This window comes from Mycoplasmopsis cynos, from assembly GCF_900660545.1.
Lineage (GTDB): Bacteria > Bacillota_I > Bacilli_A > Mycoplasmatales > Metamycoplasmataceae > Mycoplasmopsis > Mycoplasmopsis cynos.
Genome location: NZ_LR214977.1, coordinates 1 through 6219 on the forward strand (window position 1 = coordinate 1; position 6219 = coordinate 6219).

Below are 6219 nucleotides of genomic sequence, written 5' to 3' on the forward strand. Positions count from 1 at the left end.
CTACATTAACAGCAGCTATTGCTACTGTTTTAGCTAAAAAAGGATTATCAGAAGCTCGTGATTATGCTTCTATTGATAATGCACCCGAAGAAAAGCACGTGGGATAACAATTAACACATCACACATTGAATATCAAACAGAAAAACGTCACTATGCACACGTTGACTGTCCTGGTCACGCTGATTACGTTAAGAACATGATTACAGGAGCAGCTCAAATGGATGGTGCTATCTTAGTTGTTGCTGCAACAGATGGGCCTATGCCTCAAACACGTGAACACATTCTTTTATCTAAACAAGTTGGTGTTCCGCGTATCGTTGTTTTCTTAAACAAAGTTGATATGTTAGAAGGTGAAGAAGAAATGATTGAATTAGTTGAAGTTGAAATTCGTAGCCTTTTATCAGAATATGGATTTGATGGAGATAATGCGCCAATTATTCGTGGTTCAGCTTTAAAAGCACTTGAAGGTGATGCTAAATACGAAGAAAAAATATTAGAATTAATGGACGCAGTTGATTCATATATTGAAACACCTGTTAAAGAATATGACAAACCATTCTTAATGGCTGTTGAGGACGTATTTACAATTACAGGACGTGGAACAGTTGCTACTGGACGTGTTGAACGTGGAACACTTAAATTAAACGAAGAAGTTTGAAATTGTTGGATTAAAATCTACTAAGAAAACAGTTGTTACAGGAATTGAAATGTTCCGTAAAAATCTTAAAGAAGCTATCGCGGGAGACAATGCAGGATTATTACTTCGTGGAGTTAACCGTGATGATGTAGAACGTGGACAAGTTCTTGCTAAACCAGGTTCAATCGTTCCTCACACAGAATTTGAAGCTGCTATTTATGTTCTTAAAAAAGAAGAAGGTGGACGTCACACACCATTCTTCAAGAACTATAAACCACAATTCTATTTCCGTACAACAGATGTTACAGGTGGAGTTGAATTCGAAGCTGGACGTGAAATGGTTATGCCAGGTGAAAACGTTAACTTAAAAGTTAAATTAATTGCACCTATCGCTGTTGAAGAAGGAACAAAATTCTCAATTCGTGAAGGTGGACGTACAGTTGGTGCTGGTTCAGTAACAAAAATCGTTAAATAATTTTTCAAAAATAAAACAAAAACACACTATAGTGTGTTTTTTTCAATGACTTAATTAAGCAGGTAATTTAGCAGGGAAAACATCTTACTATTTTTGATATTGTCTGTGCTAAATACGATTTTTTCTGTTCCATCTTTCTTCAGAAAATAAATGTATAGAATTTTCCATCTTGAAGTTTATTTTCGCCTTCAAATTTTCATCTTAATGGGAAATCATCACTTGTTGCTGTTGTAGTTGCTTGTTTAATCACAACTGGTTCAACTAGTGTGTTATCAGTTTCTGATTTTACTTCTGTTGCAAATGCAACTCACTCTCCTTGAACACCTTGGACTGGAGCAAGATGTAATCCTATATTAAAAATTCCTTTTGCATCCAATTTATTGCTTTTATCTGCTGGGAATAATAATTCTCTAGTTTTAACACTACCTGTATGTTTAGCGATACCGTGTTTGGTAAAATCAATTGTCTGATTGGTTTTTCTAACAGTTCCCTCAGGTAATTTAGCAGGGAAAACATCTTTACTATTTTTGATATTGTCCGGGCTAAATACGATTTTTCTGTTCCATCTTTCTTTCAGAAAATAAATGTATAGAATCTTCCATCTTGAAGTTTATTTTCGCCTTCAAATTTTCATCTTAATGGGAATTCTCCATTTGTTGCTGTTGTAGTTGCTTGTTTAATCACAACTGGTTCAACTAGCGTGTTATCAGTTTCTGATTTTACTTCTGTTGCAAATGCAACCCACTCTCCTTGAACACCTTCAACTGGTGAATGATGTAATCCAATATTAAAAATTCCATTTGCATCTAACTTATTTTCATTTTTAGCCGCTGGGAATAATAATTCTCTAGTTTTAACACTACCTGTATGTTTAGCGATACCGTGTTCGGTAAAATCAATTGTCTGATTGGTTTTACGCTGTTTTGTTCAGTTGGAGAACATGCCACAATGGCCGCAACTGGTATTGAAACAAGCGAACCTCCTAATATACTAATTGTTTTTTTTATTTTTTTCATATTTCCTCCGTTTTAAAAATTATACTATCTTTTATAAAAAAAGTAAAAAGTTATTTTTTTGCTTAAAATTAAATTAAAAAGTAACTTTTTACCTTTTTGTCTCATTTTGATTTATTTTATAAATACATATAAATGTTTAATAATAATTTATAATATGAACTATTAAAGGAGTTAAAATGATAAACATTGTTTTATTCGAACCGGAAATACCACCGAATACAGGGAATATTATTAGAACATGCTATTCATTAGGCGCTAAATTACATATTATAAAACCGATTAGTTTTGATTTACATCCTAAATATTTACGCCGTTATGGCGCAGGTAGAATGTTGTCTGATATTAGACATGAAATACATAATTCTTATGATGATTTTTATAAAAAATATGCTGATAAAAATATTTTTTATATAACTAGATATGGTTTAAAAACATATGAAAAGTTGATTATAATGCAGAATTTAAAAAAAATAGTGATATTTGATTAATGTTTGGGACAGAATCAACTGGAATACCTAAAAAAATACTAGCATCTCATATTGAGAAATGTTTAAGAATACCAATGGTTTCTAAAATGCGTTCAATTAATTTAGCTAATTCTGTTTGCGTTATTGGATATGAGGTAATGAGGCAGTTAAACTGAAAAGATTTATCTATATATGAGGGTTGGAAAAAAGGTAAGGGACTTTTTATTAAAAGGAATGGATTTTGGACAAGCCAAACAGGAATAATTAAATAAAAGAATTAAAAAACTTCAGTTTCTAATAATTTCAACATATTCATTTTTAAGCTTATTAAATATTTTTTAATAGATATAAACTTATTAATCAATGATTAGCTTGATATTATCTTGTTAAAGCTTTAAAATGATATATGTTGATTTGAAATGAATTTTTTTAATTCTTTTATTTTAATATTCTGTTTGCTTGTCAAAATCATTCTTAATAAAAAGTCCTTACCTTTTCAACCTCATATATAGATAAATCTTTTCAGTTTAACTGCCTCATTACCTCATATCCAATAACGCAAACAGAATTAGCTAAATTAATTGAACGCATTTTAGAAACCATTGGTATTCTTAAACATTTCTCAATATGAGATGCTAGTATTTTTTTAGGTATTCCAGTTGATTCTGTCCCAAACATTAATCAAATATCACTATTTTTTTTAAATTCTGCATTATAATCAACTTTTTCATATGTTTTTAAACCATATCTAGTTATATAAAAAATATTTTTATCAGCATATTTTTTATAAAAATCATCATAAGAATTATGTATTTCATGTCTAATATCAGACAACATTCTACCTGCGCCATAACGGCGTAAATATTTAGGATGTAAATCAAAACTAATCGGTTTTATAATATGTAATTTAGCGCCTAATGAATAGCATGTTCTAATAATATTCCCTGTATTCGGTGGTATTTCCGGTTCGAATAAAACAATGTTTATCATTTTAACTCCTTTAATAGTTCATATTATAAATTATTATTAAACATTTATATGTATTTATAAAATAAATCAAAATGAGACAAAAAGGTAAAAAGTTACTTTTTAATTTAATTTTAAGCAAAAAAATAACTTTTTACTTTTTTTATAAAAGATAGTATAATTTTTAAAACGGAGGAAATATGAAAAAAATAAAAAAAACAATTAGTATATTAGGAGGTTCGCTTGTTTCAATACCAGTTGCGGCCATTGTGGCATGTTCTCCAACTGAACAAAACAAGCGTAAAACCAATCAGACAATTGATTTTACCGAACACGGTATCGCTAAACATACAGGTAGTGTTAAAACTAGAGAATTATTATTCCCAGCGGCTAAAAATGAAAATAAGTTAGATGCAAATGGAATTTTTAATATTGGATTACATCATTCACCAGTTGAAGGTGTTCAAGGAGAGTGGGTTGCATTTGCAACAGAAGTAAAATCAGAAACTGATAACACGCTAGTTGAACCAGTTGTGATTAAACAAGCAACTACAACAGCAACAAATGGAGAATTCCCATTAAGATGAAAATTTGAAGGCGAAAATAAACTTCAAGATGGAAGATTCTATACATTTATTTTCTGAAAGAAAGATGGAACAGAAAAAATCGTATTTAGCCCGGACAATATCAAAAATAGTAAAGATGTTTTCCCTGCTAAATTACCTGAGGGAACTGTTAGAAAAACCAATCAGACAATTGATTTTACCAAACACGGTATCGCTAAACATACAGGTAGTGTTAAAACTAGAGAATTATTATTCCCAGCAGATAAAAGCAATAAATTGGATGCAAAAGGAATTTTTAATATAGGATTACATCTTGCTCCAGTCCAAGGTGTTCAAGGAGAGTGAGTTGCATTTGCAACAGAAGTAAAATCAGAAACTGATAACACACTAGTTGAACCAGTTGTGATTAAACAAGCAACTACAACAGCAACAAGTGATGATTTCCCATTAAGATGAAAATTTGAAGGCGAAAATAAACTTCAAGATGGAAAATTCTATACATTTATTTTCTGAAAGAAAGATGGAACAGAAAAAATCGTATTTAGCACAGACAATATCAAAAATAGTAAAGATGTTTTCCCTGCTAAATTACTGCTTAATTAAGTCATTGAAAAAAACACACTATAGTGTGTTTTGTTTTATTTTTGAAAAATTATTTAACGATTTTTGTTACTGAACCAGCACCAACTGTACGTCCACCTTCACGAATTGAGAATTTTGTTCCTTCTTCAACAGCGATAGGTGCAATTAATTTAACTTTTAAGTTAACGTTTTCACCTGGCATAACCATTTCACGTCCAGCTTCGAATTCAACTCCACCTGTAACATCTGTTGTACGGAAATAGAATTGTGGTTTATAGTTCTTGAAGAATGGTGTGTGACGTCCACCTTCTTCTTTTTTAAGAACATAAATAGCAGCTTCAAATTCTGTGTGAGGAACGATTGAACCTGGTTTAGCAAGAACTTGTCCACGTTCTACATCATCACGGTTAACTCCACGAAGTAATAATCCTGCATTGTCTCCCGCGATAGCTTCTTTAAGATTTTTACGGAACATTTCAATTCCTGTAACAACTGTTTTCTTAGTAGATTTTAATCCAACAATTTCAACTTCTTCGTTTAATTTAAGTGTTCCACGTTCAACACGTCCAGTAGCAACTGTTCCACGTCCTGTAATTGTAAATACGTCCTCAACAGCCATTAAGAATGGTTTGTCATATTCTTTAACAGGTGTTTCAATATATGAATCAACTGCGTCCATTAATTCTAATATTTTTTCTTCGTATTTAGCATCACCTTCAAGTGCTTTTAAAGCTGAACCACGAATAATTGGCGCATTATCTCCATCAAATCCATATTCTGATAAAAGGCTACGAATTTCAACTTCAACTAATTCAATCATTTCTTCTTCACCTTCTAACATATCAACTTTGTTTAAGAAAACAACGATACGCGGAACACCAACTTGTTTAGATAAAAGAATGTGTTCACGTGTTTGAGGCATAGGCCCATCTGTTGCAGCAACAACTAAGATAGCACCATCCATTTGAGCTGCTCCTGTAATCATGTTCTTAACGTAATCAGCGTGACCAGGACAGTCAACGTGTGCATAGTGACGTTTTTCTGTTTGATATTCAATGTGTGATGTGTTAATTGTTATCCCACGTGCTTTTTCTTCGGGTGCATTATCAATAGAAGCATAATCACGAGCTTCTGATAATCCTTTTTTAGCTAAAACAGTAGCAATAGCTGCTGTTAATGTAGTTTTACCATGGTCAACGTGTCCAATTGTACCAACGTTAACGTGCTCTTTACTACGGTCAAAATCTAATTTTGCCATTTTTCCTTTCATAATCCTATAATTTTATAATTTTTATGTTTGTTTTAGCGCTAAAACCAACCTAAGTCTAGCCTTTCATCTAGATCCTGTCCTTTTCCTAAAACATATATTTATAATAATAAATCTATTTTATCAAAAAACTTTAAAAATCGCTTTTATTTAAAAGTCTTATATATTTTAACACAAAAAAGCAAATCATATATATTTTATTATAAGACATAATTTATTAATAAATATAAATAATACTAAAAA

The 6219-nt window shown here is 31.1% G+C and carries 5 protein-coding genes and 3 pseudogenes; 3 read left to right on the plus strand and 5 right to left on the minus strand.

Features of this window, described 5'->3' with window-relative positions; translation table 4 throughout:
- Positions 1–1112, plus strand: a pseudogene (gene tuf / locus EXC48_RS00100) (elongation factor Tu); the annotation flags it as partial.
- Positions 1113–1179: 67 nt separating this feature from the next.
- Here the strand turns inward: tuf (EXC48_RS00100) and EXC48_RS00105 are convergent.
- The 3 genes and pseudogenes from EXC48_RS00105 to EXC48_RS05100 all read right to left on the minus strand — a co-directional run.
- Entirely contained in the window at positions 1180–1488 is a 309-nt protein-coding gene (locus tag EXC48_RS00105; protein ID WP_129720331.1) for a hypothetical protein, read from the minus strand.
- Positions 1461–2054: a hypothetical protein gene (locus EXC48_RS00110; protein WP_129720332.1), complete on the minus strand. Its 594-nt coding sequence runs from the start codon at positions 2052–2054 to the stop codon at positions 1461–1463. The genes EXC48_RS00105 and EXC48_RS00110 overlap by 28 nt, the downstream gene beginning before the upstream one ends.
- Before the next feature lie 20 nt (positions 2055–2074).
- Positions 2075–2128, minus strand: a pseudogene (locus EXC48_RS05100) (hypothetical protein); the annotation flags it as partial.
- 176 nt (positions 2129–2304) lie between these two features.
- Between EXC48_RS05100 and EXC48_RS00115 the strand changes: the two are divergent.
- A pseudogene (locus EXC48_RS00115) lies at positions 2305–2867 on the plus strand (tRNA (cytidine(34)-2'-O)-methyltransferase).
- A 202-nt stretch (positions 2868–3069) separates the two neighbouring features.
- On the opposite strand, the gene EXC48_RS00120 reads toward EXC48_RS00115, so the two are convergent.
- A complete protein-coding gene (locus EXC48_RS00120) occupies positions 3070–3585 on the minus strand; it encodes a tRNA (cytidine(34)-2'-O)-methyltransferase (protein WP_129720333.1) in 516 nt (171 codons plus the stop codon).
- 176 nt (positions 3586–3761) lie between these two features.
- On the opposite strand from EXC48_RS00120, the gene EXC48_RS00125 reads away from it, so the two are divergent.
- Positions 3762–4730, plus strand: coding sequence for a hypothetical protein (locus EXC48_RS00125; RefSeq protein ID WP_129720334.1), 969 nt, complete (start codon positions 3762–3764; stop codon positions 4728–4730).
- 49 nt (positions 4731–4779) lie between these two features.
- On the opposite strand, the gene tuf (EXC48_RS00130) is transcribed toward EXC48_RS00125, so the two are convergent.
- Positions 4780–5967 (minus strand): elongation factor Tu, encoded by a 1188-nt coding sequence (gene tuf / locus EXC48_RS00130; protein WP_015287681.1) that lies wholly within the window; start codon positions 5965–5967, stop codon positions 4780–4782.
- Between the last annotated feature and the right edge of the window lie 252 nt (positions 5968–6219).